This window comes from Pseudomonas sp. AC169 (assembly GCF_979258515.1).
In genome coordinates this window covers 5,082,956-5,109,651 of the sequence record NZ_OZ409866.1, presented here as the reverse complement: position 1 = coordinate 5,109,651, position 26,696 = coordinate 5,082,956, and the positions used below count along the sequence as shown (strand labels likewise).

General features: G+C 60.3%; 25 protein-coding genes and 1 pseudogene. 8 read left to right on the top strand and 18 right to left on the bottom strand.

All coding sequences use genetic code 11. The annotated features are described in order from the left end of the window. Positions 1-92: 92 nt before the first annotated feature. Both ACZZ0G_RS22830 and ACZZ0G_RS22825 read left to right on the top strand, forming a co-directional pair. A pseudogene (locus tag ACZZ0G_RS22830) lies at positions 93-209 on the top strand (hypothetical protein); the annotation flags it as partial. Between the two features lie 98 nt (positions 210-307). Further along, complete coding sequence (locus tag ACZZ0G_RS22825; protein WP_463557613.1) at positions 308-655, top strand: hypothetical protein; 348 nt, start codon at positions 308-310, stop codon at positions 653-655. Between the two features lie 98 nt (positions 656-753). Here the strand turns inward: ACZZ0G_RS22825 and ACZZ0G_RS22820 are convergent, their stop codons facing one another. From ACZZ0G_RS22820 to ACZZ0G_RS22800, 5 genes are all read right to left on the bottom strand, one after another. Continuing rightward, positions 754-2,184 carry a sigma-54-dependent transcriptional regulator gene (locus tag ACZZ0G_RS22820; RefSeq protein ID WP_463557612.1) on the bottom strand — a complete coding sequence of 477 codons (1,431 nt, stop codon included), beginning with the start codon at positions 2,182-2,184 and terminating at the stop codon, positions 754-756. Further along, positions 2,153-3,643 (bottom strand): sensor histidine kinase, encoded by a 1,491-nt coding sequence (locus tag ACZZ0G_RS22815; RefSeq protein WP_463557611.1) that lies wholly within the window; start codon positions 3,641-3,643, stop codon positions 2,153-2,155. The genes ACZZ0G_RS22820 and ACZZ0G_RS22815 overlap by 32 nt, the downstream gene beginning before the upstream one ends. 93 nt (positions 3,644-3,736) lie before the next feature. After that, entirely contained in the window at positions 3,737-4,840 is a 1,104-nt protein-coding gene (locus ACZZ0G_RS22810) for an SCO family protein (RefSeq protein WP_463557610.1), read from the bottom strand. After that, positions 4,837-7,644, bottom strand: coding sequence for a multicopper oxidase domain-containing protein (locus ACZZ0G_RS22805; protein ID WP_463557609.1), 2,808 nt, complete (start codon positions 7,642-7,644; stop codon positions 4,837-4,839). Before ACZZ0G_RS22805 ends, ACZZ0G_RS22810 begins: the two co-directional genes overlap by 4 nt. Before the next feature lie 166 nt (positions 7,645-7,810). Next, on the bottom strand, positions 7,811-9,259 hold the full coding sequence (locus tag ACZZ0G_RS22800; protein ID WP_463557608.1) for a sensor histidine kinase: 1,449 nt from the start codon (positions 9,257-9,259) through the stop codon (positions 7,811-7,813). 419 nt (positions 9,260-9,678) lie between these two features. On the opposite strand from ACZZ0G_RS22800, the gene ACZZ0G_RS22795 reads away from it, so the two are divergent. The 6 genes from ACZZ0G_RS22795 to ACZZ0G_RS22770 all read left to right on the top strand — a co-directional run bounded on the left by ACZZ0G_RS22795 (position 9,679) and on the right by ACZZ0G_RS22770 (position 16,062). After that, positions 9,679-11,025 carry a hypothetical protein gene (locus ACZZ0G_RS22795; protein ID WP_463557607.1) on the top strand — a complete coding sequence of 449 codons (1,347 nt, stop codon included), beginning with the start codon at positions 9,679-9,681 and terminating at the stop codon, positions 11,023-11,025. Between the two features lie 35 nt (positions 11,026-11,060). Next, complete coding sequence (locus tag ACZZ0G_RS22790) at positions 11,061-13,289, top strand: Ig-like domain-containing protein (protein ID WP_463557606.1); 2,229 nt, start codon at positions 11,061-11,063, stop codon at positions 13,287-13,289. 73 nt (positions 13,290-13,362) lie between these two features. Further along, the gene (locus ACZZ0G_RS22785; protein ID WP_463557605.1) at positions 13,363-13,827 is read left to right on the top strand and encodes a curlin; all 465 of its coding nucleotides are present in this window, start codon (positions 13,363-13,365) and stop codon (positions 13,825-13,827) included. Between the two features lie 27 nt (positions 13,828-13,854). Then, complete coding sequence (locus ACZZ0G_RS22780; protein WP_463557604.1) at positions 13,855-15,306, top strand: curlin; 1,452 nt, start codon at positions 13,855-13,857, stop codon at positions 15,304-15,306. A gap of 275 nt (positions 15,307-15,581) precedes the next feature. After that, positions 15,582-15,788, top strand: coding sequence for a type II toxin-antitoxin system RelB family antitoxin (gene relB / locus ACZZ0G_RS22775; protein ID WP_150693397.1), 207 nt, complete (start codon positions 15,582-15,584; stop codon positions 15,786-15,788). Continuing rightward, positions 15,778-16,062, top strand: coding sequence for a type II toxin-antitoxin system RelE/ParE family toxin (locus ACZZ0G_RS22770; protein ID WP_463557603.1), 285 nt, complete (start codon positions 15,778-15,780; stop codon positions 16,060-16,062). Before relB ends, ACZZ0G_RS22770 begins: the two co-directional genes overlap by 11 nt. A gap of 180 nt (positions 16,063-16,242) precedes the next feature. Here the strand turns inward: ACZZ0G_RS22770 and ACZZ0G_RS22765 are convergent, their stop codons facing one another. The 13 genes from ACZZ0G_RS22765 to ACZZ0G_RS22705 all read right to left on the bottom strand — a co-directional run bounded on the left by ACZZ0G_RS22765 (position 16,243) and on the right by ACZZ0G_RS22705 (position 26,696). Then, positions 16,243-16,614: a DUF6124 family protein gene (locus tag ACZZ0G_RS22765; protein WP_463557602.1), complete on the bottom strand. Its 372-nt coding sequence runs from the start codon at positions 16,612-16,614 to the stop codon at positions 16,243-16,245. A 430-nt stretch (positions 16,615-17,044) separates the two neighbouring features. Next, positions 17,045-18,186, bottom strand: a protein-coding gene (locus ACZZ0G_RS22760; RefSeq protein WP_463556477.1) for an IS3 family transposase whose coding sequence is annotated in 2 segments (ribosomal slippage) — positions 17,045-17,925 and positions 17,925-18,186 — 1,143 coding nt in all. Because the reading frame shifts where the segments join, the coding sequence is not laid out codon by codon here. 203 nt (positions 18,187-18,389) lie between these two features. Further along, positions 18,390-19,535 carry an integrase core domain-containing protein gene (locus ACZZ0G_RS22755; RefSeq protein ID WP_463555955.1) on the bottom strand — a complete coding sequence of 382 codons (1,146 nt, stop codon included), beginning with the start codon at positions 19,533-19,535 and terminating at the stop codon, positions 18,390-18,392. Between the two features lie 647 nt (positions 19,536-20,182). Beyond that, entirely contained in the window at positions 20,183-21,043 is an 861-nt protein-coding gene (locus tag ACZZ0G_RS22750; protein ID WP_463396872.1) for a CsgG/HfaB family protein, read from the bottom strand. Between the two features lie 29 nt (positions 21,044-21,072). Next, on the bottom strand, positions 21,073-21,504 hold the full coding sequence (locus tag ACZZ0G_RS22745) for a curli assembly protein CsgF (protein WP_463396873.1): 432 nt from the start codon (positions 21,502-21,504) through the stop codon (positions 21,073-21,075). Beyond that, positions 21,501-21,893: a curli production assembly/transport protein CsgE gene (gene csgE / locus ACZZ0G_RS22740; RefSeq protein ID WP_463557601.1), complete on the bottom strand. Its 393-nt coding sequence runs from the start codon at positions 21,891-21,893 to the stop codon at positions 21,501-21,503. The genes ACZZ0G_RS22745 and csgE overlap by 4 nt, the downstream gene beginning before the upstream one ends. After that, a complete protein-coding gene (locus tag ACZZ0G_RS22735) occupies positions 21,890-22,429 on the bottom strand; it encodes a type II secretion system protein (protein WP_253482782.1) in 540 nt (179 codons plus the stop codon). Before ACZZ0G_RS22735 ends, csgE begins: the two co-directional genes overlap by 4 nt. Next, on the bottom strand, positions 22,404-22,778 hold the full coding sequence (locus tag ACZZ0G_RS22730; RefSeq protein WP_064392635.1) for a type II secretion system protein: 375 nt from the start codon (positions 22,776-22,778) through the stop codon (positions 22,404-22,406). Before ACZZ0G_RS22730 ends, ACZZ0G_RS22735 begins: the two co-directional genes overlap by 26 nt. A gap of 5 nt (positions 22,779-22,783) precedes the next feature. Next, positions 22,784-23,257 (bottom strand): type II secretion system protein, encoded by a 474-nt coding sequence (locus ACZZ0G_RS22725; RefSeq protein ID WP_083368631.1) that lies wholly within the window; start codon positions 23,255-23,257, stop codon positions 22,784-22,786. A gap of 2 nt (positions 23,258-23,259) precedes the next feature. After that, the gene (locus ACZZ0G_RS22720; RefSeq protein WP_463557600.1) at positions 23,260-25,107 is read right to left on the bottom strand and encodes a secretin N-terminal domain-containing protein; all 1,848 of its coding nucleotides are present in this window, start codon (positions 25,105-25,107) and stop codon (positions 23,260-23,262) included. Further along, on the bottom strand, positions 25,104-25,616 hold the full coding sequence (locus ACZZ0G_RS22715) for a hypothetical protein (RefSeq protein WP_463557599.1): 513 nt from the start codon (positions 25,614-25,616) through the stop codon (positions 25,104-25,106). Before ACZZ0G_RS22715 ends, ACZZ0G_RS22720 begins: the two co-directional genes overlap by 4 nt. After that, positions 25,616-26,164, bottom strand: a complete 549-nt coding sequence (locus ACZZ0G_RS22710; RefSeq protein ID WP_463557598.1) for a GspMb/PilO family protein — start codon at positions 26,162-26,164, stop codon at positions 25,616-25,618. Before ACZZ0G_RS22710 ends, ACZZ0G_RS22715 begins: the two co-directional genes overlap by 1 nt. Beyond that, positions 26,151-26,696 carry a PilN domain-containing protein gene (locus ACZZ0G_RS22705; RefSeq protein ID WP_463557597.1) on the bottom strand — a complete coding sequence of 182 codons (546 nt, stop codon included), beginning with the start codon at positions 26,694-26,696 and terminating at the stop codon, positions 26,151-26,153. The genes ACZZ0G_RS22710 and ACZZ0G_RS22705 overlap by 14 nt, the downstream gene beginning before the upstream one ends.

Genomic DNA, 26,696 nt, shown 5'->3' with positions numbered 1-26,696 from the left:
AGTCTAGATCACCCTGCCAATCCCGGTTGTTGCAAACTTGTAAGCCACTCCCCCTGTAGGAGCTGCCGCAGGCTCCTACATATCAGGGTGTTCTGGCCTACAAATGTCGGCGAATTATCAAAACAGCCATCGCCGAATACCTGTTTCAGGTGCTTGCGAACGGAGATAACAAAGAGTTTCTTCGCGCAATCGGCTATGTGCTCAAGGCCTGCGCACAGCCGGGGCATGTGATCAATCAGCCGGTTGCTTGAATGCAGGGCAGCTATAGTTAATAGCCTTGGGGAAAACCGCACTCGCAGGTGCCGCCATGCTAATGCTCGATCGGCTGTTGTTGACCGGCTGTCTGCTTGTTGCCTCTCAGGCGCAAGCACTGGACAGCAATTTCAATTATTACGGGCCTAACCAGCCCTTCGCCCACCCTGCTCCGTATTCACTGCAGGCCACGCCACCCAAGCCTTACGACGATACGGCCCCGCAGGATTTCGTGGTGCTTCCGGGTGACCATGAATTCTACGATTCGCAACTGCCGACGGTGGCGGATGCGACCGTGCGGGTGTTTATCCGCACGTACGATGCCGAGCGCGGGATTTATGTGAATGACGAGGTGCTGGACCCGAGTTGTGTGCTGGAGTGTTTGAGTCGGCAGCAGCATTGATCCGGGTTGTCCAAATATTCTGCAGACGCCAGATAACCCTGTGGGAGCGAGCTTGCTCGCTCCCACAGGGTTTTGTGCTGGCTCGGACATCTGCATTTTTACCACTGCCGCTTGTCGGGGCGGGCGAGGCCGAGTTTTTCGATGCGGTAGCGCAGCATGTCGCGGCTCAGGCCCAGCAGGCGCGCGGATTTGGTGACGTTCCAGTCGGTCTTGTCGAGCATTTTACGCACCATGTCGCGCTCGACTTCCGGCAGGTTCATCGACTCGGTGTTGCTCGCCGGCCGTGGTTCGTAGTGCAGCGGTGCTTCATGAATATGCAGTGGCGGTTCGTCGACCAGGCTCATGCACACGTTCAACTGATGCGCGGCAATCGTGTCACTCGGCGCCAGCAGCACGGTTTGCTCAAGCATGTTGCGCAACTCGCGCACGTTGCCCGGCCAGGTGTAACTGAGCAGTAACTCCTCGGCCTGCTGGCTGAAATGCAGATTCGGTTTGCCATAGCGTTTGCCGTGACTGGCGAGGAAGTGCCGCGCCAGCAGCAAGATATCTTCACCCCGCGCATACAGGCGCGGCACCTTGATCGAAATGATCCGCAAACGGAAAAACAGATCGCGGCGGAATTTGCCCTGCTGGACCATTTGCTCAAGGTTGCAGTTGGTCGCACTGATCACCCGCAGATTGACCTTGCGCTCCTTCACCGAACCGACCCGGCGAATGGTCCGGTCTTCCAGCAACTTCAGAATCTTCGCCTGCAACAGCAGGTCCATTTCGCCAATCTCATCGAGAAACAGCGTGCCGCCGTCCGCCGCTTCCACCAGTCCGACCCGGCGATCCTTGGCATCGGTAAATGCGCCTTTCTCATGGCCGAACAGTTCCGATTCCACCAGGTTCGACGGGATCGACGCACAGTTGAATTCAATGAACGGGCCTTTGCTGCGCGGACCGTCGAAGTGCAACGCGCGGGCCACCAGTTCCTTGCCAGTCCCGGTCTCGCCTTCGACCAAGACCGGTGGCAGATCGGTGTTGGCCATGCGTCGCTCGGCGTCGAGCAACTGGCCGATGGTGTTTTTCAGATACTGCATCGGCGCCGAGTCACCGATCAGCGCCTGCACCCCGGATTTCTGCGCCTCGCGCTCCTGATAGAACGACAGCGTGCGCTCCATCCGCTCAGTGGCCAGCGCCTTATCGAGCAGCAGTTTGAGTTCCTGCAGCGCGACCGGTTTGGTGACGTAATGAAAGGCGCCCTCCTTCATCGCCACCACCGCATCTTCAACGTTGCCGTAACCGGTCATCATGATCACTTTCAGATCCGGCGCGCTGATGCGCAGCTTCTGGATCAGGTCGTGACCGCTCATGCCCGGCAGCGAGTTATCGGTCAGCACGATGTCAGGCATGAAGCTGCCCAACTGTTCCAGCGCGTCTTCGGCCGAATGGCAGACGGTCACCTCGAAGTCCTTGCGCTCCAGGTAGGTCTGAATATTTTCGGCCAGCAGTTCGTCATCCTCGACCAGCAGAATGCTGTGTTCCATATTCCCCTCCCGATGCCACTTTGAAGTTGAGACTGACGCGGGTTCCTTCCTGCTCTTTGCTGGTCAGGACGACCGAGCCCTGAAACCGCTCCATGATTCTTTTGACCAACGCCAGGCCAACCCCGAGGCCGCCCTGTTTGGTGGTGAAAAACGGTTTGAACACCAACAGTTGCTGCTGCGCGCTCATGCCCTTGCCGGTGTCGATCACGGTCACGCGCACGCTGTCCGGCTGCGGCGACTCGAATTCGACGCTGAGCACGCCGCCCTTGGGCATGGCTTCGAGGGCGTTGGCAAACAGGCTATTGAGTATTTGCGTGAGCAGCACCTTTTGACTGACGACCGGTGCGCAGTTTTGCGGACTGAATCGCACTTCGACGTTGCTGCGTTTGATCAACGCTTCAAAGGCACCAAAGGTGTCTTCGACCGCCATGACCAGATCCACCGCTTCGCCGTCGTCATTCATCGGCCGCAACGACACCAGCAGCTCGCGCACCCAGCGTGACATGCGATCGACCTGGCTGATGATGTCGCCAATATTGCGCTGCGCACCGGGGCTGGCGACTTCCTGGGCCAGTTCGGCGCTGGAGCGTATGGTCGCCAGTGGATTGCGCAAACTGTGCGCCACCGCCGAGGACATCTCGCCGAGGGCGACAAAGGTTTCATTGCTGATCAACTGCTGTTGTTGGCTCTGCAGTAATTTCGCCGCCCTGCGCACGATCCAGAACAACGCGAGAAAGATCGCCGCGCCACCGAAACACGTCGCCGCCCAGATCGAGGCAAAGCCACGGTCGATACGGTCGACCAGATCCGACGGCTCCTTGTAGACCTCAACCATGGCGATGACTTTGCTTTTGTCGGCGTTGAACATCGGAATGTAGTTCTCGATGAACAGGTATTTCGGTTCGCGCAGCAGGCGCTGCTCGGGTTTCTCATCGTCGATCTTGTGGTAGCTGGAGGACACCGGCACTTTCATCTCGAACGACTCGTCGAGCTCGTCGTCATCCTCGATGCGTTCGCCAATCAGCTCGGCGTTGGTCGACCAGATCACCGTGCGATCCAGCGCATACACCGTGGCCAGGAGAATGTCCGGCAGGTGTTCGACGTGATCGAGAAATTCGATACGCGCCGACGCCTGTAGCGCCGGATCAACATCGGGGTAATGGTTGTCCTGACGAGGGTCGAGCATCTCGCCCATCGTCCGGTTCGTATTGATTTTGGCGTGACGCATCTCGGCCGCGCCAATGGCCTGAACGAATTGCGCGGTCAGCAGCGCATCGCGCTCGACGCTTTCGGTGACCACGAAGCGCGTGGAGATGTAACCGAGACCCAGCGCCACCGCCGCGATGATGAAAAAACTCGCGAGCGAGAACCAGCGCAGCAGATTGAACTGCTCGCGCCAGCCCTTGCCTGCGACCGATGGGTTCGGTGCAGAGGTTTTTTGTGCTTCCAGTCGCTGCATGGGAGTGCCCTGGAGTTTTATATCGCGCCGCTTATAGCCATCAGTGTAGGTGGCTCTGACCGCGACACACGGTTCAATGATGCTATTTCGCCGCTATCGCATCTGACTTACCGTTGCGGCTGGATCGCCCGGTTTTACTGGCGCCAAACCACCGTCGGCCAAGGCTTTGGCGGCCGGATGCTGACGCTCGGTTTCATCGCTAAGGAAGTCGATGATCGACTGCGCGGCCTGCTCGTCAAGGCGCAGGTTGGGCATCGGGATTCGCTCGAATTGCTCATACAGTTGCAGGGCAATCGGGTCTTTTTCCGCGAGCAGGCGGTCCGGTTCGCGGATCCAGCGATTCAGCCACTGGGGATCGCGGTTGCGGGTTACGCCAATCAGATCGGGGCCGATGCTGCGCATGCCGATGCCCTGCCCGTCCTGTGGGCCGAGGCTGTGGCACGAGGCACAGCGAGTGCGGAAGAGTTCTTCGCCATTGCTCGGCGGACGAATGTCCGGGGCATTGGCGTAGCTTTCTTCAATGCTCGGCTGTTTCCAGTTCTGCAGGGTGTTGGCCAGTTGATCGGCGAGGATCCACGGGTTTTCGAACGGCGAGGCTTTCATCCAGCGCCCGGTGCTCTGGTTACCGACGATCAGGCTGAGGTTGTGATCCTTGGTGCGGCCATTGTCGACGCCGTCGATAAACAGCCCGAGTTTTTTACGCAGGTCGGTGACGTCTTCGAATTCGCCGGTGAGAAACTTCCAGCCGGGGCCGACCTTGAAGCGCTGCGAATAGGCCTTGAGCACTTCGGGGGTGTCACTGAGCGGGTCGATGCTGATCGAGTAAAAAAAGATGTCTTGGCCGACCCGGTCACCGAGCAGCTTCTGCACCTGGCGCAGGCGTGCGGTTTCCAGTGGGCAGGAGTCGCTACAGGAGGTGAAGATGAAGTTGATCACCACCACTTTGTCTTTGATCAGGTCATCGAAAAAATGCACCTGCCGACCGTCCTGATCGGTCAGCAGGGTATTGGGGAAATAGTCGCCACCCCACGGGGTGGCGGATTCACTGGCCGCTGGCGGTGCGCCGACACTGGCCTGATGCGCCAGCAGCACGCGGCTGCCGAGCATACAGGCCACCAGCAGCAGCACCAGGTGCATACCCAGCGCCCGGGAGCGCGGGGTATGCAGCGGTTGGCTGTCGCCATGCCGGCGGTTCATGGCTTGACCACCACTTGTGGGCCCATACCGTCGCCGTTGCGGAAGGTCGGCAGCGCGGCGGAGTTGACGTAGCGCACACCGTCCCAGCTTGGCAGCGGTGTCGGCATCAACTGCAATTGCCCGGGCTTCTCAAGGTCCCAACGCAGCAGCATCGAGTTGTCCTCATGCTGGGTGTTGTGACAGTGCTCCATGTACGTCCCGGCGAACTCGCGGAAGTTGATCGCCATCTCGACGCTGTCCAGGCCATCGTTTTCCGAACCGATGCGATAAACGTCCTTGCGCGCCCATTTTTCCCATTCTGGCGGTGCCTTGCCGCCGCGACTGAGGATGATCCCCTCTTCGAAGTGCACGTGCACCGGATGGCTCCAGCCCTTGCCGCCAGCCTTGATGTTCCACACTTCCAGAGTGCCGAATCCGGTCACACCGGCGTCGGTCGGACCACTGGACAGTTGCGTCGAAGCGTTCAAGCGGCGCGGGTCCATGTGGTAGCCGAAACCGCCATCGGTCTTGACCGTCCACGGTGCCAGATCGGTGCCGTCGGAACGGCCGAAGGTGAAGGTACGGTGACGGGCCTTGGCCAGCACCACTTTGTCGGCGGCGTTGTCGCGATGGAGCTTCAGCGGAATCATCACCAGCCCTTCAGCCTTGCCCGGTTTCGCCGGTTCGTAGGCTGCCGGGTTCATCGCCAGATCCTGGCCGGTGTAAGCCTTGACGTTGAGCTGCAGGAACTTGCCGACCACCGGATCGCCCTTGTCCCACTGCGGGCCTTTGCTGGTCTGCTTGATCACCGGCAGGTATTTCTCCGAGAGCACGTCAGCCAGCGAGATCACGTCTTTCGGGCCTTTGCCGTCGTCGTGGGATTGCAGGTTGACGAAGAACAGCTTGTCGCCGGGCTTGATACCGTTTTTCGAGAAGTTGACGATGATGTCGAAGCGCTCGGCGATGCCCTGGGTCGGCAGGATCGCGTTGTGGTTCTGTTTATCGCCATCGGCGTCCAGATCCATCGAGCCGTCGAACGGCACGCTGTGTTCCATGATGTTGCCGTCGTTGGCGATCATGTGGAACGGCACGCGGCTGTATGTCAGGCCGGAGTTTTTCGGCCCCTGGAACTCGCCGCCGCTGCCCTTGATTTCCCGCACCAGCGCCAGTTTGAAGTAGCGCGACACCGAGCCGTTGAGGATGCGGAAGCGATAACTGCGCGCACGCACGTCGAGGGTCGGTTTCCACTGCCAGTTGACCAGCATCTGATCGCCGATAAAGCCATCGGTGTTGAACGGGTTGAACCACAACTGCCCTTCCTGATCCCAGGCCTTGTCGGCCAGCACCAGGTTGACGTCGTAGTCGCGGTTACCCCACGGCAAGGCGCTGCCGCTCGGGAAACGCAGGTTGACGCCGTCGTTCACCGACTCGTTGCCGCGATCCAGCGCGCTGTAGTAGTTCATCATCGCCGCGTTGCCCTTGTAGACGTTCTGCGCGGTGAAATCGAGCATGTGGTCGTGGAACCAGTGGGTGCTCATGGTCTCGCGCCAGTCGCCGCGGATCTTGATCGTGCCGTTGTCACAGGTCTTCTTCGCCGGCGCCAGGTCATTGACCCACAGGGTTTCGCCCGGGGCGCAAGGGAACGCGGCGCGCGGGTCTTCGGCCTTGGTGTTGATGCTGTCGTAACCGGCGAGCTGGATCGGCCAGCGATAGTCGTAGAACTGCCCCGGGAAGAAAAATGCGTTGGCATAGCCATCGCTTTCCGCCGGCGCGTGACCGTTGTGCTCGTGGGTGCTGATGGTGTGCAGGCCGAAACCACGGTTGGCCGACGGATCGATCGGCAAGCCATTGTAGTGGCGCATCATCACCGGCTGGCCGTAGCGCACCATCAACAGTTTCGGCGGCAGCGTGCCGTCGAACGTCCACACCGAGTTGTGGTTCTGCACCGGCATGTTCGGGTGGAAACGCGCATCGACGCCTTTGGCCGTGCCATCGGTGGCGGGAACGCCAGCGACGTTGTGGTACAGACCACCGGGGCCGAATTCACCCATGGTGTAGCCATGCATTTGCCGACTGTCGCGCAGGCCACCGTTGAGGCGCGCACCGGTCTGCACGGTTTTGTAGGCCGCTTGCGGGTAGAACTCGTTCCAGCGTTGATGCGCCCAGCCTTTTCCTGGCGGCCGCCCTTCAGCGGAGGAACCGATGTGGCGGTTGAGGAACACCTCGATCTGCGCCTGCCACGGGTTGCGGTCGACGATATTGGAGAACTGGCTCGGGAACGGGGTCAGTCCCGGCTGGCGCAGGAACGCATCAAGGGCGGTGCCGGGTGGCGCACTGCGGGCGACGTTGTTCGGGTCTTGCGCCGGCGCCGGGCCAATCGCTGCCGGCGGGAATGGCAGCGGCGCGGCCGGCGTGGTCGGGTCGAGTTTTTCCGGGCCGAACTCTTCGAACAGGGTCAACTGCTGGGTGAACGGCTGCGCGCCATAGAGTGGGCTCGGCTTGCCGTTGGTGGGGTAGTTGAAACTGGTCTGCACGGTCGGCGGCAGGATGTTTTCCGAGCGAGTCGAGTCGCGGCTGCCTTTGACGCCGTCAGGCAAGTCGAAGGAATCTTCGTTGGCCTCGGGCAGGGTCAGGATGTTGTTGAGCGCGCCGGCGCGGTCGGCCGGTTCGTCGTAGTACGCCGACGGGTCGGAGGTTTCTGGCTGTCGCTCGTCATCGATCGGGCTAGCGCGAACGCCGGCCGTGGTGCCGAGGGTCAACATCAGAAAGACGCTCAGAGGCGTCAGCAGAAAGGTGTTGCTTGGGTCACGCGTTGTTTTGTCCATCACCAGCCGCCTCATCAAGGAAGGGGTGATGGTGTTTTGCAACTACTGCGCCAATAAATTATTTCCAGTTGTTACAGGGACTTGGGGGCGCTGTGGGTTTCCCCACTCCCCGGTGACCGGGGCTTGACACCCACTGGTGGGGGAAGTTCAGCGAATTTTCGCGGATTTACGGCACCAGCTGAAACGCCAGACGAACGGTGGTGCCCTCGCCTTCGCGACTGTCCAGCGTCACGCCTCCGCCGAAGCGCTCCATGATGCGTTTGACCAGGACCAGACCGACACCCAACCCGCCAGACTTGGTGGTAAAAAAAGGCCGGAAGGCCATGGTGCGTTGTTCTTCATTCATGCCCTTGCCGGTGTCGCTGAGCACCACGCATACGCCATGGTCATCACTCGACTCTAGGCTCACGGTCAGCGTGCCGCCCTTGTCCATCGCTTCCAGGGCATTGGCCAGCAGGCTATTGAGGATCTGCGTCAACTGCACCGGTTGGCTGAGCACCATCGGCGTATTTTGCGGATGAAACACCACCTGCACGCCAGCCTTGGCAATCTGCTGTTCAAACGCAACGAGGCTTTCGTGCAACGCCGCCACCAGATTCACCGGTTCCGGATCATCGTTGAGCGGACGCAGTGACTGCAGCAGTTCGCGCACCCATTTCGACATGCGATCGACCTGACCGATGATGTCCTTGATGTTCTTTTCGGCCGGGCCGGCGTCGAATTCCAGCGCCAGCTCGGCACTGGAACGAATGGTCGCCAGCGGGTTGCGCAAACTGTGCGCCACTGCCGAAGACATCTCACCGAGGGCGACGAAGGTTTCATTGGCAATCAGCTGCTTTTGCTGGGCCGCGAGCAAAATCGCCGCCCGCCGCACGATCCAGTAAAGCCCCAGATAAATCAGCCCGCCGCCCAGTGCGGTAGCCAGCCAGATCAGCGTCAGCCCGCGCTCCATGCGCGCAATCAGGTCTTTGGGCTCCTTGTAGATTTCAACCATCGCCGTGACGTTCTTGCCCTCGGCGTCGAACAGCGGAATGTAGTTTTCGATGAAGATGTAGTCCGGCGGCGTGATGAACTTCTGCTCTTCACGGGCCTTGTCGACGTCGTGGTAACTGGCGGAAACGGGGATTTTTTCGTTGAAGGCGCGATCGAGGTCTTCGTCGGCATGAATGCTGGTGCCGATGAGCACGGGATTGGTTGACCAGATTACCTGGCGGTCCGGCGCGTAAATGTTGGCGAGAATCACGTCTGGCAAGTGTTCGATGTGATCGAGAAACTCACCCCGTGCATCGGCTCGGGCTTGCGGGTTGACGTCGGGAAAGTCCTTGTCCTGACGCGGGTCGAGCAATTCGCCCATGGTCCGCACGTTGGGAATAGACACGTGGCGCACTTCCGCCGAGGCGATCGCCTGGATGAACTGCGCGGTGAGCAAGGCATCGCGTTGCACGCTCTCCTCGATCACGAACCGCGTCGACACCGTCCCAAGGGCCACGGCCACGGTGCCGATCACCGCCATGCTGATCAGTGAAAACCAGCGCAGCAGGTTGAACGACTGCTTGCGCGAGCTCAATCGGAGATTGCCCTCCTCGACCGGTAGCGACTTTGACTGCATGTTCATGGCGGCGACTTCCCGATACGTCCCTATAGGGTTATAGCCCACGGGTGGGGGTTTGCCCGGATGCGGGGATATCGACCCGATCTACACCTTCCAAACCACCACAAATCCCAGTGGGAGCGAGCTTGCTCGCGAAAGCGGCAGGTCAGTCGACATTTTCGTCACAGGAAGTCCGCTTTCGCGAGCAAGCTCGCTCCCACAGGTTCTTCATCCGGCAGATATTCAGTCTTCATCCCCAACATCCCCAATTCTGGGGAATGACGCCCGTTCTGCGCAGCCCAAAAATCTCACCATCCCGCCTGCCAACCCCTCTACCCCGGCCCTCTCGCGCCCATTCACCGCACCTTGGCATGGAAGGTGTAAAGGCCCTGTGCAACTGACCCATCCCCAAGGGGCAGGTACTTTGATAGAGGGATTAACTCATGCACCCTTTACTGTCCAAAACCGCGACCGTCCTGGTCGTGAGCGCCTTGGCCCAGGGCATTGCTCAGGCCGCTTTGTTTGCTGTTGACCCTGGCCCGTACGCGCCGGCCAACGGTGGTTTCGCCAGTTGGTATCAGGACACCCACGGTCGCACCCTGGATCTGTGCCTGTCCAAAGCACTCAGCTCGCGGGTGCCAAGCGCCCCCGGCGCGCCGTCGTACATGTGCTCGCTGCTGCCGACCCCCGGCGTGTTCGATGACGCCCAGCCGATCGTCTTCCCGACAAACTTTCCCGATGAAGCGTTCTGGTTCACCGGCGAAACGACCCTCGTCGACGCCGCACGCGGAATCGACCTGACCTACGTCAGCGCCATCGAAGCCGCATTCGCTGCCGAAGAACCGGTCGAGGGCGATCAAGTCAGCTTCGCCCGAATCCGTATTCGCGTTGATGTGCCCACCGCCGGCACCTACGTGATCACTCACCCGTACGGCGTCGACGTGTTCAACATCGACACCCCCGGCCGCCGCGCGATCAACATGACCCGCGACATCGGGATCGGCACGCCGAAAACCTATGACGGCGCGCTCAAGGGCGACATCGGCCCGTTCCTGCGCAGCGTCAACGGCCCGTACACCGAAACCAACCCGCTGACCGGTGCCGCCGAACAATTTGTCGGCGACCCGAACCTCAGCGAGGCAGTCACCGGCAGCCCGTTCAACACCAACTTCGTGCGCATCGAAGGCCCGAACGGGCTGGATCTGCGTTCCACCACGTTTGCCGTCTCCGGCAAGTTGTCGACGGTGGTGCGGCCAACGCCAATGATCACCCAGCGCAGCACCTACTCGCGCAAAGCGGGAACCAGTGCGCCGGTCGCCCAGCAAGACGTGTTCGTTCTCGCACCACCAGCGCCGGGCACCGTCGCCGTGACCAGCAGCACTCCGGTGCTGAACATGACCGAGGCCAACTCCACCGGCAGCTGGTACGCGCAATCGTCTACCAACCCGACCTTGCCGAGCGTCCTGCAGGTGACCGCCGACAACCACTTGGCCATCGCCAGCAGCACGCCGACCACCCTGCCCATGAACCTGACCGACCTGGTAGTGATCCAGAGCGCGCAATACAGCCTCAGCTCCGGACAACTGACCGTGGTCGCCTCGACCAGTGACGAAACCTCGCCGCCGGTACTCACCGCCACCTCCGGCAGCGGCGCCGCCATCGGTGCGCTGGGCGGCGACGGCGCAGTGAAAACCCTGGCCACCGGGATCTCGCCGATACCACCGGCCAAGGTGCGCGTGACGTCGTCCAACGGCGGCAGCGACACCGAAGAAGTGGTCATCGTGCAATGAACGCTCACATGCCCAGATCCGCATCAGGAGGCATCATGAACAAGTGGCCACGCTTTGCGCTCAACGCGCTCGGGCTCGCTCTCTCGCTGACCGGCAGTGCCTATGCGCAACTCGCCGCCGTCGACCCCGGCCCCTACACCTTCGCCACCGGGAAATTCCCGATGTGGTATCAGGACAACAATCTGCTGTCGATGGAACTGTGCCAGTCGCGTGCTGCCAGTTCGCGCGTTGCGGCGACCACGCCGCCGGCCTACATGTGCATTCTCTTGGCCGAGCCAGGCATCTACGACGATGCCCAGCCGATGATCTTTCCCGACAACTGGCCGCCGGAAGCCTTCTGGTTTTTAGCGGAAACCGCAATCCCCGACAACGGTGCCGGTTATGGTGTGGACGCTTATGTCGCCGGGATAGAAGCAGCATTCGCCTCGGAAAATCCGGCCGATGGTGATCAGCAAAGCTTTGCGCGGATTCGCATCCGGGTGAACGTCCCGGTTGCCGGCACTTACACCATCACTCACCCGTACGGCGTCGAGACGGTCAATGTCACCGCACCCGGGCGCCGCGCGATCAACATCACTCGCGACATCGGCATCGGCGCACCGGGCAATTTCACCGGTGCCGTCAATGGCGCTATCGGACCGTTCCTGCGCAGCGTCAACGGCCCTTACACCGAAGTGAACCCGGACACCGGCGCCACGGAAACTTTCGTCGGCGACCCGAACCTCAACGAAGCGGTGACCGGCAGCCCGTTCAACACCAACTTCCTGCGCATCACCGGGCCGGCCGGGACGATCCAGTCCAGCGTGTTCAGCCTGTCCGGCAAAGTGCTCGACAACCGTCAGCAGACCCAGGTTGAAATCGACCGTGCCACCTATCGCCGCACCGCCGCTGGTGTGCGTGCCGAAGTGTTTGCCAAGGCTGACAGCAGCTCGACCCTGTGCTTCCGTGAAAGCGTGGCGCTGCTCCCCGGCCCACCGCCGACGCCGTGCCAGACCAGTTTGTTGGGTGACAACAACGGTCTGTTCTTCGGCCAGCGCCTGAGCACCGGTGCAGTTCCTCCAGTGGTGGTCGTTACCGCCACCAACCCGACCGGCACGACCCGGCCGACGGCGGTGTCAGCCAAGCTCACCGACGTGGTGAAAGTGCAGACCGCGCGCTACAACTGGGCCAACCACAGCCTGCTGATCGAAGCGACATCGACCGATGAAGTGGCGATCCCGGACATGGTTGCGCAAGGCTATGGACGTCTGTCGAAGTCCGGCACCCTGCAACGCATCACCGTTGCCGACTTGACCCAACCACCGGCCACCATCACGGTGAAATCCGCCGCCGGCGGTAGTGACACCGAGGCGGTCGTCGTGGTCGGCAGCGCGCCGGACACGGGTGAAAACCAGGCGCCGATCGCCAACGCCGATACCGGCAGCACCAGCTTCGGCGTGCCGATCACCCTCAGCCTCTTGACCAACGACAGCGATCCCGATGGCAACAACCCACTGGGCATCACCGCGTTGACTCAACCGGCTGCCGGCCAAGGCACCGTAGCCCTCAGCGGCAGCGCCGCCGTGGTCTACACCCCGCCAGCGGTGGTCAACGCGCCACTGACCACGACCTTCACCTACAAAGCGCAGGACGCCAAAGGTCTGGCCTCGGCCAACCCGGCAACCGTGACAATCACCGTCGCACCGAACCAGGCACCCACCGCGGTCGCCGACAGCGTCGCCACCCTGGGCGTAGCGATCCCGATCAACGTGCTGGCCAACGACACCGATCCGGAAGGCAACGTGCCGCTGGGCGTCGCCAGCCTGACCCAACCGGCCGCCGGCCGTGGCACGGTCAGCACTGACGGCACGGTGATCACCTACACCCCACCGGCCACCGTGACCACGGCGTTCACTACGACCTTCACCTACATCGCCCGGGACAACTTCGGTGCCCTGTCGACGCCGGCCACGGTCACGGTGCAAGTGTCGCCACGGCCAGCGGCGGAAACGTTCGCCATCACCGCGTCGACGGTGCAGGCACGCTCCGGCGGGCGCTTCAACTGGGACTTCACCGGCACCTCGTCGGTGACCACCGGCAACACCATCACCGTGCAGGTCACCACCCCGACCGGGCTGGTCACCCTCGGCACCACCACCGTACCGGTGACCGGGCGCTGGCGGCTGACGCTGAACAACACGACGGTGGTGCCATCGGCCAACCCGACCGCGACGATCCGCTCGTCCCAAGGCACCGTGCGCACGGTCTCGGTGACCACGCTGTAAGCCAGCACCCCAGCCACTTTCGGGTGGCTGGGGGCTGAATTGAAACCGGTTAACGCCTGACAGGAAGTGAGCCATGAACACGCCGACCGCCGCCCTGCTTTGCCTGCTTCTGTTGTGCAGCACTGCGGGCGTGCGCGCCGACGACCTGATGGAAAACGACGACCTGGCCCCGACCAGCAGCGACCTCGGCGAACTGCCTCCACCGGTGGGTCAGCAAGCCCTGATCGACCAGCTCGGCCAGGCCAACGTCGCCCTGCTGCAACAGAACGGTCAGTCGCTGCTCGGGCAGATCGTGCAGTCGGGCAGCAATCAGGAAGCGTACATCCTGCAACAGGGCAGCGACCTGATGGCGCTGATCAACCAGAACGGTTCCGGCAACGCCGCCTCCATTACCCAAAACGGCAGCCATAACCGCGCGCAGATTTCGCAAAACGGCAACAACAACGACGCCAGCATCGAGCAGGCCGGCGCGGGGCTGCAAAGCGCCGTGACCCAGTCGGGCAACGGCATGAGCGTTTCGGTCAAGCAATATCGCTAAGCACTGCCAATCATCGGAGAGTTCATCATGTTCAAACTGACGCCCCTCACCGCCGCCATCCTGGTCATGATCAGTGCCCAGGCCATGGCCGACGACAGCCTGTCCACCCAGAGCCAGGCCGGTACTGCCAACATCGCCGATGTGAAACAGTCCCAGGCCCCGTTCAGCACCGCCACCCAGACCCAACTGGGCCAGGGCAACGACGCCGCCGCCGTGCAAGACCACGCCACCAGCGTGATCACTCAGGACGCGGTCGGCGACTACAACGCCGGTTACGCCGAACAGCTTTACGAAGACAACGCCACCATCACCCAGCAACAGGCCGGCGCCTTCAACACCGCCCACGCCAGCCAGTCGCTGGGCTTCGGCTCACCGAACAACGCGCTGCAACAGCAGCAAGGCACCGGCAACTTTTCGTTTGTCTACCAGGACTCGCAGAACGGCAGCCAAGGCACAACCTTGCAGTTCGGCGACAGCAACGAAGCCAACATCGAGCAACTCTATGAAGGCACTGGTAATAGCGCAGTGATCACCCAGTACGGCACCGCCAACTACGGCACCGCCGAACAAGTGCTGCACAACGGCGGCCAGATCGGCATCAACCAGGCTGGCGAAGGCAACTACGCCTACGGCGACCAGCGCAACGGCACCGGCGGCAACATCACCATCAACCAGTTCGGCAACCTCAACGGCACGGAAATCTGGCAGGACGCGCAACTCGCCAGCCAAGCCACCGTTAACCAATACGGTGACAGCAACGAAACCGTGGTCGACCAAAGCTTCGGCGAAAACAACAGCGCCGCCGTCACCCAGGTCGGCAACACCAACGCGATCTACGCCGACCAGTTCGAATCGGTCAACTCGACGCTGGCGCTCTATCAAGTCGGCAACGGCAACGTGCACTTCACCTACCAGAACGGCGACAGCCACGTGCTTAACGCCACCTCGGTGGGCAACGACAACAAGGTCTACGCCAGCAACTGGAAAGGCCCGCAGTCGGGCGGCCAGTTCGGCAGCGGCCAACGTGCCACAGTTACTCAGGCGGGCAATGGCAACATCGCCAGCTTCACTCAGGATGGTGTCGGGCATGTGATGACCACCAATCAAACCGGGACAGGCAACAAGACCACGGTCAGTCAGGCTGAGTCCTATAACGAGCTGTACTTTGATCAGAATGGCAGCGACAACATTCTGATCTCGGATCAGCGCGGGACGGGCAACCTGGTGCAGGGTTCTTCGAATGGCACCGGCAACAGTGCTGAGTTTGATCAATCCGGGACGGGTAACCAGGCGTACACCGCGCAGCTGTACGGCAGTGACAACATGATCACTGTTAAGCAGGCAGATACGATGAACGTGGCGTACGTGACCCAGGGCGGCACGGGGAACATCGCCAATGTCGATCAGAGTGGCGTGACGCAGACGGCGAATATTCAGCAGTTTGGGTCGGCTAACCAGGCAACGGTTTTGCAGCAGTAGGGGTTGGGTGTTGATGGGCCGCGATTCTCTGGTGAGGGGGTCGCGGTTTTTTTTGCGCTGACGCTTGAGTTGCGTCCTACGGAAAACGGAACGTTTTCAGAAATTCGGGGAGTTTTCTGACAAGTTCTGGCGGTTGGCCGTCGGAAGTGCAGGCTCTAGGATTTGCCGAGACAACTTGATCCACATGGAGCTTGGCCTACATGCAATTCATCCAGACAGCGACGACAGCGATACCGTTAACGAATAGACTTCGAGGCACCAAACCCGGAGGTTCTATGATCGACCCGTCCTTGATCGACCCACTGTGCCCGGTTGTTTCGGATCTTGGTCCCGAGGAGCAGGCTGCGAGTTATGACCGTTGGTTTCGGGCCGAAGTACAGGCCTCTCTCGATGATCCGCGTCCGAGTATTCCCCATGAGCAAGTGATGGAGGAAATCAACGCCTTGATGGAATCAATGCGCAAAAGCGCTGATGCAGATTAAGTGGCGACCCAAGGCCCGGGTCGAACTCTCGAAAATCCTGAAGTACATTGGCGAGCGAAATTTTGTAGCGGCGACTGCACTTCACAAGTCCGTCTCAAAAACTACATCTGCGCTTTGTTGGCATCCACACCTGTATCGCAAAGGCCGCTCTCCCGGCACTCGAGAGATTGTGGTAAGCCGGAACTATCTCGTCGTTTATCAAGTAGCGGACCAGATTGAGATTGTGAGCATCTTGCATGCGCATCAGGAGTACCCTCGACGCGACCCCGGCTAAGATCGGTTCCTCGTCTCAACACAAGAAATCGTGCTTCCCGTGGAGGTACGGTTTTTTTGTATCTTGATCGTTCCCACGCTCTGCGTGGGAATGCCTCTCGAGACGCTCCGCGTTCCAGCTCGCGAATTTGACGCAGAGCGTCAGGGGCTGCATTCCCACGCAGAGCGTGGGAACGATCAATCAGCCATCCTTCAGCTCGACGTGATCCAGCGCTTGATTCACCGCCAGTTCGCCCAGCATGACGACTTGAGCGATGCCCAATGCGGTTTTGCGCTGTGAGGTTTCCAGCGAGGCGGCGAAGTTGATGAGCATTTCGCTGGCCGAGCCGAGGGTTTCGCTAGCGTTGGCCAGCAGGGATTCGGTGTTGTACCTGGGATTGGCGAGGTACATGGGTTCCGGCTCGTTGGCGCTGGACATGATGTGGGCGGTGGGATTGAGGTAGAAATCGAGGGCGCGGTCGGCGGCTTCGTGGAGTTTTTTGCTGTCGACCGAGGCGTAGGGGGATGTGGTGTCGGCGTCTGATTCTGGGGGATTGGGTGTTGGTTTTTTCATGGTTATTTACCCTGTATGACGGTTATAGCTGGCCCCCCATTCGGTTTCCAAGCGAATAGGTGGCAGCTGTACGCAGGTTGGAAACCCGGGACAGAGGCAACCCGGCAGACACAAGGTCTCCCACGCACAGCCGCCATAACAAAGTGCACACAGTGAGGTGCGCAAGGATACGTTATGAATGGCGCTTGTGCGCTCTGTAGTTACTCGGGTTTCCACGCCCGGTCGCTGAATTGGCAGCGACGAACACAGGCTAGAGACCGGACGTCCGACGGACAACCTGAAAACCTTGTGGGAAGGTTCCGCCGATTCAGACACTTTTTTAAACACACTTCAGATCGCAGCCCTCACCCTAGCCCTCTCCCGGAGGGAGAGGGAACTGACCTGATCTGGTCAAACGATACTGGACACGGTTATAGGGTTTTACCCTTTTTCATGCCGCCAGGGCTTCCATGGCTACGGGAGTTCGATAGCCGTTGTAACTGTGTAGCCTGATCCGATTGTAATAGTGGGTCAGGTAGCGCAACACATCGGTACTGGCCTCGTCTTCGTTTCGGTAGCCAGCCTTGGGTATCCATTCAGATTTCAAACTGCCGAAGAAACGCTCCATCGGGGCGTTATCCCAGCAGTTTCCTCGTCGACTCATGCTTTGTTTTATCCGCATCTCCGACAGCGTTTCACGAAACATTTTACTGCTGTAATGGCAGCCCTGATCCGAATGGAACATCAGGTTTGCAGGACGTCCTCGCGACTCGAAAGCCATCTTCAACGCTTTACAGGTCAGAGCCGAATCGGGACTCCTGGATATCGCCCAGCCGACGATGCGTCGGGCATACAGGTCTAGTACCGCGGCCAGATAAACCCAGTAAGTACCGGCCCAAATGTAAGTCACGTCGCCACACCACACTTGATTGGGCGCCTCAACGTTGAATTTACGCTGCAAATGATTAGGGGCGTATTGAGCCTCCGCGCCGCTAGGTTTGTAACGATGCCTGCGCCGTTGCTGGCTCTTCAATCCGATCTCGCGCATCAGGCTACGAGCCATGTAACGACCTACCGACTCCTTTTCGTTACACAACGCCTTTGCCAGGCTGCGCGCGCCCATTGAGCCGCGACTTTGCTCATGTAGTTCGGCAGCCTTGATCTTGAGGCGATCGCGCTCGACATCCACTTTTGTCCGCCGTTTCAGACGCTCGTAATAACTGCTGCGGTTGATACCAAATACGCCACACAACTCGGATCTTGGATATTGCTCGCTTAACTCCTCGACCAGCTTTACCGATCGAGGGAATCCGACATCAAGAGAGCAGTAGCCTTTTTTAAAATTTCCTTCTCGCGCTCAATCCGTCGGATTGTTGCTTCCAGTTCCTGGATGCGTTGTTGGTCAGCGGTCATGGCCTTGGACTTCTCAGGTGTCTTCCCGCTGCGCTCTGCACGCAGTTGCTCAACCCAGCGGCGCAGAGCTGTAGGGCCTACACCCATTGCTTCACAGGCTTCGCTCACCGAATAATCTTTATCCAAAACCAGGCAAGCCGCGTCCCGTTTGAAATCTGTCGAAAAATAGCGTCTGGTCAAATCACACCTCGTCGTTGGGCGTAGATTAACGCCCTTTAGGGGTGTCCAGAATCATTAAGCCAGATCAACCGTGGTGTTTGGGAGATGTACACCGACATGAAATACCGAGCGGAACTTGGATTTTCAAGCTTTGAATCAAGAGCCCCTCACTGTAGAGACCGGTACATCCTTTACAAATTAGACCGGGGACATCGTTTACACCTTTAAAGGCTTGAAACGCGTTTGGCGCCGTTTTCAAGCCTGCCTAAACAGTGGCTGCAAAGGTACAGTTCCCAAGCGTCATCAGCCACTTCCTTCAGCGCGATATCCTCTCCAATCAGAGCCTCTCCTAGAAAAATCAGCTGTCCTTTCCATTTAATTTCCCCATTTGACCGAACCTTGCGTACTTCAACATCGGAACCGTATTCAAACGCAGGCAAGTAACCAGGATAAGCGCGTGTCGACGGGCTATAGACAGATGCCGGCGGTTTCATGCCCAGCGCGGTGTGCGGTCGGTGGTGGTTAAAGTCTTGGATGAATTCCTGAAAAGCCAGCTGCTGGCGCACCAGGTTTTCCGCCGGTGGCACTGCTGCCTTTAGCGTTCTATGCATCCGTTCATGTCGCCCATTTTGGTCGGGACGGCCAGGCGTAATCGTTTCGACATGGATTCCAAGCCTGATGAACCAAACCGATAACTTCGAAAGTCGCGCCAGACCTGTCGACGCAAAAGGAGCGCCATTGTCAGTGCGGATCACATCCGGCAGCCCATATTCTCGAAAAGCCCACTCGAAGCCTTCCCGCGTCGGCGCTCCGTGCGTACTGGGCAAGGCGCGACAGACGAATAAAAAGCGGCTCATCTGATCGGTAATGGTCAACGGGTAGCACCAATTACCGTCCTGCATTTTGAACTGCCCTTTGTAATCAGCACACCAAGTCTGGTTGGGCGCGTCGACCGGACGCAAATGTGTTGGAGCACGGGGACGCGGGGGATAGGGCCGTCGCGCCACCACCAAACCAGCTTTCTTCAACCACTCCCCGGCGGTGCTCGCGGCCGGCCATTGGATATGCGGATCGGAATCGCGCAGGCGACCAATGATCTGCTTGGGTCCCCGATCGGGATGTTCGTTTTTCTTGGCCAGCAGCGTGGCAATAATTTCGTCGGGCGTTTGATGAGGACAGTTCAACGGCTTGCGCGATTGCTCTTTCAAGCCATCTACGCCCAACGCTGCGTATCGTTCCAGCCACTTGTCGATGGTTGGACGGCTGACACCATAGCGCCGGCTTAATTGGCTCTTGGTGTAGCTGCCGCCAAGCCAGTCACTGACTAACTTCACTCGTTGATCCATTGGGGACTCTTGATTCCAGGGCATGGTCAGCACCTCCTGACCATGATTAATACCTGTAAACCATGTCCCCGGTCTCAAACGTAAAGGATGTACCCGGTCTTTACCCACCCTAGCCCTCTCCCGGAGGGAGAGGGGACTGACCGAGGTGTTTCGAAGAGGTACGCCGACGTGCGATACCGCGTTGAACTCAGATTTTGAAAGGCCCAAAAATCGGCTCCCTCTCCCTCGGGAGAGGGCTGGGGTGAGGGGCAAGAGCACCACAAAAACCAAAGCCGTGCGCGCCGTGCTCTTCACCACTCAATAGGCCGAGTGTCAGCTCGCCTGCTTTTGATCTTGATCCACGGGCGACGTCGGAAGGCTGAGTGGAGGGATTGATCCGGGCGTGGGAGCGCAGCGACCGTTTGGCGCAGCCAAACACAGCGGGAGTAGGTGCAGCGAAGCAAACCGGAGACGCTGCGCCCGGATCGATCCCGCAGCGAAGGAACCCCGAGCCCCAGCGAGCGGGCCGCACGTAGGAGCAAGCCTTTTGGGTTACCTTTTCGGCGTTTGGAAAAGGTGACCCGCCGTCAGCGCGGAACCCTAAGCCGCCGTTACCGCAGCAACGGATATGCACCCGGCCAACCAGAACTCACCGCCCAACCAGAACCTGGTCGGCCCGAAGGCCGCCACGTTCACTCCGCATCCGGATCAATCTTGTTCTGGCTCAAATACCGATTCAACACATCATCCTGCCCAGGCACAGAAGCGTCCCCCGCCACCTGCCACAGCCGCCGCTCAATTCCCTGCGCCACCATATGCCCCACCGCCGCCTCAATCGCCGACAACACACAAAGCTGCGCCGGCTCATTCGTGGTGTAGCCAACCTCAGCCTCAAGCAACTTCTTGAACTCGATAAACTTGAAAATCCCCGCACTGCGCGCCACCGAATAAATCGTCTTGCTGGTCATCACATTCGCCAACACCTGCCCACTGCGCACATCCACCGCACGCAAATTCACGGTCACCTGATCCACCCGATACTCACGCTGCAAATCAATCCCCAAATACCGCGCCCCTTCCCCACCGCTGCGCACATTGGTGTCATAGGCGATGATCCCGCCTTCAAGCATCATGTTCGCCGCCTGCAACGGTGGCAGCTCACCCTGAATATTCACCGGCGTATTCGGCTTCTTCTGCGAGGCGCGAATGATCTTGCGCTCGGTCAACAGGTTCTGCAGCCCTTCCCGCTCCAGCACCACAAACCAGCCACTGGCCTGCATCGCGTCCATCAACATCGACGCCGCACCCTGGGTCACGCTGGTGGAAAACGAACTCGCCGGCGTCGGCTTGTACTGCCCGGTCTGATCACGGAAGCCGTACACCACCGCCATCAACCGCCCCTTGGGCCGCGGCATCTTCAGCAAGTCGTAATAGGTCGAGGCCCTGGGGGTCAGGGTCGGGGTTTCGGTGTCCTGCTCAGCCGACATCGGCTCCCGCAGACTGCACCCTTGTAAAGTCGCCAACAGCAGCCCTAACGCGATTAATTTTTTCATGTCCATCACTCCCCGGAACCGTCAGCCCGTCATGGGTTGAGGCCGTTCACCTGAATTTCCGAAACCTCACCGGTCGCTCGATCGGTCACTTCAATGCTCAGTGCCCCGGAGTCGTCGATGACGTTGACGATAAAAGAGTCGGTGGACAGGCTCCCCGTGTTGCCGGTGGAGATGTTGTCCAGCAACTGCCCTAGCAGCCGCGATTGCAATTGACTGGTGAAGCGCTCCAGCGCCGACGTCCCAGCCACCGCCGAGCGGCTCTTGATGTCCGGGTCGTCGTGATCGTTTTGTGCCTGCGCGTTGTTGAGCAACCATGTGCCGTTCAGCGGGTTGCCGCCGAACGACGGGTTGACCGGCGTGTAGACCAGTTCAGTGGCCTGGACGGCAGCGGCGCTGGCGAGCCCGATCAACAACCCCGAGATCCAGAATCCGCTGCGCCGTGAGAACGTTGTGCTGTTCATAGTTCGTCCTTCTCAAGGTCGGTGGTGTCCTGCAACAGAGCCTCCAGCTTGCGCTGGACAACCTGGCGTCGAACCCAGTCGGCGGCCGCGTAGGCCTCGTCCTTCAGTTCCACGGTGTTCGGCGGCAGGAAGCGCCGATAAACCAGGCGTTGCTGATATTCCACGGTCACCAGGCTGCCCCAGCGCGCGTCGGGCCGCTCGCGCACCACCAGGTTGAAATCCATTCGGCTGGTGTCGCGCAGGCGTTCACTGAACGAGTAGTAAAAGTCGTGGCCGATGTGCGAGATCGTGTCGTCGACGATAAAGCCCATCATTTCGTCTTCTTCACCGGCCTGAGCGCAGCACGCCGCCATGGTGAGAATCAGCGCGCACCACCACTGACGAGTCATGGCTGCAGCGCCTGTGGCAAATTCGACTGGCCTTTCGCCGGGCCGTTGGTGCCGTCGAGGAAGGCTTTTTCGGCAACGAACTGCCAGTCCGAATAACGCTGCATGCCGTCGAAATCCGACCACTGCGTCGGGAAGTCCGCCTGCTTCAATGGCAGCTCGGTCGAAGGACTGTTGAGGCCGGTGATGCGCCCGTCGAAACCGCGTTGCAGTGCCCATTCGCCCTGACCGATCGGGTCCGGATAGAGCTGACGCAGATGATGCTTGGCCTCGGGAAAACGCTGATCTTCAAGCAGGTCCGCCAGTTCTTTCGGGTACTGCGCCAGCCCCGGCGAACTGCGGTAATAACTGCGCAGCGCCTGTGCGTACTGAGTGCCGACCCAGAGCAACTGACGTTCACGGTCGCGCCGCGAAGCGGTCGACCACAACTCGCCGGCACTCGCCAGGCCCATGCCCATCACCGCAATCAGGAACAGCACGCCCAAGTAAGTGAAGCCACCCTGCTGCGCGCGGTTACCACTCGGAATACTGGCTGCCATCACGCGCCCTCCCGGTAGCACCGCTTTTGATGTCGGCCACGCCACCCGCCACGCCGTCCGGTGGCGCGATCAGCACCCACTGGTCTTTGCGTTCGGTGATCGGATCGAGTGGCGCGTTGCGCAGGTAACGTTGTTCGATCAGTTGCTCGATGGAATCCGGATAGCGGCCGGTGTCACCGTAGAAGTGATCCAGCGCCTCGCGCATCGCCGACAGGCTCTGGCGCAAGGTGGTTTCCTTCGACGCATCAAGGCTGTTGAAGTAGCGCGGCAGTGCGATGGTCATCAGCGTGGCGATGATCGCCATCACCACCATCAGCTCCAGCAAGGTAAAGCCTTTTTCCCGGCGCATGAGGTTCACCACTCGCGGTAAGCGACACCGTTGAGGCCCTTGCCCCGGGCGTGGGAATAGACGTCGAAAACGTCCTCGCCATCGCGCGGGTTCTGAGCCGAACTGTTGTAGGCGCGCACGCCCCAACCCCCTTCGTCATCACGTTTGGCCGGCACCAGCGGATCACGCGGAATGCGGCGTAAAAAGTAGAACTTGGCACCTTTGGCGCTGCGCACATCGCGCACGCCTTCGACCAGCACCTTCAGGTTCGGCGGGTAGCCGCTGCTGTTCAGCGACTTCTCGATGTAGCCGGCATCGAAGGCACGCTTGTAGGCGTCGATGCCATCGCGAATCTGGTACAGCGCGTTGCGCAATTCCTGCTCCTTGCCACGCCGCACCAAAGTCTCGGTCAGCGGCGCGGCCATGCTCGCCAACAGGCCGATCAGGGCCAGCGTCACCACGACTTCGATCAGGGTGAAACCGCGTTGGGAGGCGTTCATGATCAAGGCTTCTCGACGGTGACACGGGTGGTGGCCACGGCCGATTCACCGACGGCACGCGGTTGCGCGGCAGGCGACGGCATCACGTAGCTCTGCGAACGGTCCGGGGCCTGGATGTGCATGCTGGTTTCGGTGCCGGTGGAGAACTCCATGTCCGACGGGCTCTGGTACGGCAGGTTGCGCACAATCCGTGGGGTGATCGACAGCACCAATTCCGATTTGCCGACAGTGTCCTTGTTACTGCCGAACAAGCGGCCAATGCCAGGAATGTCGCCAAGGCCCGGGATCTTGTTGCCGGTGGCGCCGTGGTCGTTGCGCATCAGGCCGGCGAGGATTTGCGTTTCGCCGTCATGCAGACGCAGTGAGGTTTGCGCGTTGCGGGTGTCGACCTGCACCGGGATCGTGCCCTGCCGGGTCGGTTCCAGCGGCGTGGCGTTACTCACTTCCAGCGCAATCTTGATCGCCACTTCGTTGTTCAGGTGCACGGTCGGTTGCACTTCGAGCTTCAGACCGACGTCCAGGTAAGTGACGCTTTCGGTAATCACCGGACCCTGCGTCGAAGGCACCGACGTGGCGCTGATGATCGGCACGCGCTGACCAATGTGAATACGCGCCTGCTCACGGTTGCTGACGCGAATCACCGGGCTGGCGAGTGTGTTGATGTCGTTGTCCTGGGCGTTGATCTTGGCTTGCGGCGAAGGCGAGATCGAGATGCGGCTGGAGTTGATGCCCTTGAGTTGATCGAGAATGGTCACCGCCGAACCGTCGCTGTTGACCACGCCGAAGGTGTTCGGCCATTGCAGGCCAAGGTCGAGAATGCGCTGGGTGGCGACTTCCATCACTTCCACTTCGAGCACCACTTCCGGGTTGGACTGGTCTTGCGACTGCAGCAGTTTCTCGGCCATGCGCACGGCGTCTTCGGTGTCGCGCATGGTCAGGGTGTTGAGGCGTTCGTCGACGAACACGTCACGGGTCTTGAGCATGGTTTTCACCATGTTCAGCGCGGTGTTGGCGTCGATGCTGGTCAGGTAGAAGGTGCGCATCACCAGTTCCTGGTAATCCTTCACTTTCTGCGGCGAGTCCGGGTAGATCAGCAAGGTGTTTTCGTTCACGACTTTCTGGTGCAACTGGTTCTGTTGCAGCAGCAAAGTCACAGCGTCTTCAATGCGCACGTCACGCACGAAAATCGTCGCTTTCATGTCCGGGCGCAGGTCTTTATCGAAGATGAAATTCAGCCCGGCGACCTGCGACAGCACTTCGAAAATGGTCTTGAGGTTGGCGTCGCGAAACTCCAGGGTCACCGGCCGATCGAGCTTGGTGCGCAGTTGCGGATAAGGAATGACATTGCGGCTCTGCACCAGACGAATATTGCCTTGCAACTCCAGCGCACCCTCGTTGTTGGGGTCGAGTTCGAGGATCTGTTTGACCTGCCGATCGGCACCGTAAATGTCACCCCGGCGCAGGTCGCCACGGGCCAGTTCGAGCTTCTCGTCCATGCTGCGCAGGTAGTCCATCTGCTTCAGGGCATCCTGGGCGCGGCGATTGTTCGGCTCGATGGTCAGCGCGCGGTTGTAAGCCACACGCGCCGAAGCGAAATCGCGGCGCGAACGGTCAGTGTCACCGGTCGTCAGTAACGCGGTGATGGCCTTGGCCCGACCGCTGTTTAGCAGCAGATGCAGTTCCGTGTCCCGTGGGTTTTCGCGCAGACCTTCCTCGACACGCGCCAGACCCGCCTCGTACTGACCCTGTTCAATCAGGTCGGCGGCTTCCTTGTTGGCCACTTGTGCAGAACTGCACGCGGCCAGCCCGGCACACAGGCCCAGGCTCATCAGCAAACGGGAACGGTTCATTGCGTACTCCCCACAGACAGGGTCTGCGACAAATGCAAAGGCAGGTAAACCAGGCTCAATTCCACATCGGAAATGCCGGTGATCTTCCAGGTGTCGTCGATCACATCCCCGTTGCGCACGACGTAGATCTTTTCGCCGTTCTGCAAAAACACTTGCAGATCGCTGCGGTCATGCAGCCTGCCGACGAACTGAAACGGCACCGGTGGCAGGCTCGGGGCTTGCACCACTGTGGCCGGATTAATCGCTTGTTCGGTGACCGTGGCCAGGGTTGGCGCGGCCTTCCAGGATTTGGCTGCGAACAGGTCGCCGGCCGGGCTCAGGTCCTTGATCGGCGCATCCTTGGCCTTGGCGGTGCTGGCCGGCAGCGCGCCACGGGTTTTCCCCGGTGTGGCGACCGTCACTTCGTTCGAATCAGCGTCTTCGCTCGGCGAGAAATATTCCGGCAACCACGCCAGCGCGGCCGCCACGCCGAAGAATGCCAACCAACCTGTCACGCGCTTGGTATTCATCACGACCTCGACAGGAAAAGGGTCATACGGATCCGGCCATTGAGGTCGGTGTCGCCAATCTTCTTGCGTTGCAACTCGAGGTCTTCCACCACCACCGCCGGTAACTGACCGAGCAAGGCGTGGACGAAACGGCGCAGTTGCGGATAGCTGCCGCGTACGGGCAACAGGATCTGATAGCGGGCCAGATGGGTTTTCGGGTCAACACCGAGGGCATATTCGCCACGCGCCAAAGTGATGTGTTCCTGGGCTGCGAGGGCGTAGATGCGGTCGATGGCGACGGTGGCTTGCGGTTGCGCCGGCAGTTTGTTGCGGAAGTCGTCTAGCTGACGCTGCGGCACCACCGGCGGCGCGATGCTGCCGTCTTCAACCTTGGCCAGGTACTCGGTGGCTTGCTGAGTCTGCTGGCTCAAGTGCTGCAACGATTGCCAGCCCGGCAGCAAACCGCCAAGTGCCCAAGCCGCGGTGACCAGCAGCAGCGCCAGCCCGGCCAGGCCCGGAACGCCGAGGCCTTGCAGGTATTCGTGGACGATCAGTCTAGGGATTCGCATCGCCCATCTCCCAAGTCGCCGACAGGTTGAATTGCACCGGTTGTTCCGGCGATTTGACGACGATTTCGTGGCTCAGCAGCGACACGTCGGACAGCTCGTCGCTGGCTTCCAGACGTTTGTGGAAATCGAGCATCGCTTGCAGATCCCGCGCTTCGGCGCTGATCCGCACCTGGCCTTTACGCGCATCCGGGGTCAGGGTCAGCAGCGCGACGTCATCACGCGGCATCGCTTCGAGCATGGCGAACAGGCGTTCCCACGGCCGGCGCAGTTGCTGCGAGACCTTGCGCATCTCGGCGAGATTCGCCGCTTGCTCGCGGGTTTCCGCCGGGCTCAGGGTGGACTTGGCACCGCTGTCGCCGGTGAGCTGACGCTGGGTGGTTTGCAGGTGGCCTTGTTGCTGTTCGGTGTGCGCATCGAGGTGCTGTTGCGCGGCGAAGCACAGCAGCGCCAGCAGCACGCCGGCGCCGAGCAGGCTCCAACCCAATGGGCCGGAACGAGGGCGTGGCTGAAAGTCGAGATTGAGCGCGCGCAT